This is a genomic window from Clostridium pacaense (genome assembly GCF_020709765.2).
GTDB classification, from domain to species: domain Bacteria; phylum Bacillota; class Clostridia; order Lachnospirales; family Lachnospiraceae; genus Enterocloster; species Enterocloster hominis.
Map to the genome: position 1 here is coordinate 1 of NZ_JAJFEB020000284.1, position 229 is coordinate 229.

At 54.6% G+C, this 229-nt stretch carries 1 pseudogene; it reads right to left on the reverse strand.

Annotated features, from left to right (window positions below):
* A pseudogene (locus LK536_RS59280) lies at window positions 1–229 on the reverse strand (FMN-binding glutamate synthase family protein); the annotation flags it as partial.

A 229-nucleotide genomic window follows, 5' to 3' on the forward strand; every position in this document is an offset into this window, starting at 1 on the left:
GATGGGAGATATGCACCGGAGGCTCCAGTACCATGGGTTTGCTTGCATGTTGCCCGATAATGGTCTCCGTCGTAACCGGGGCATGCTCATCTAACTGCATAGGATTTAACTGTGCCCCTAAAAACAGGATGTCGTCCCACCCCGGCATGTGCATCTGGGTACCCATGGCGGCAGTGATGGGCTGGCCCTTTACCGCCATCTCATGAATCTTATCCATGTACCGGCTGTC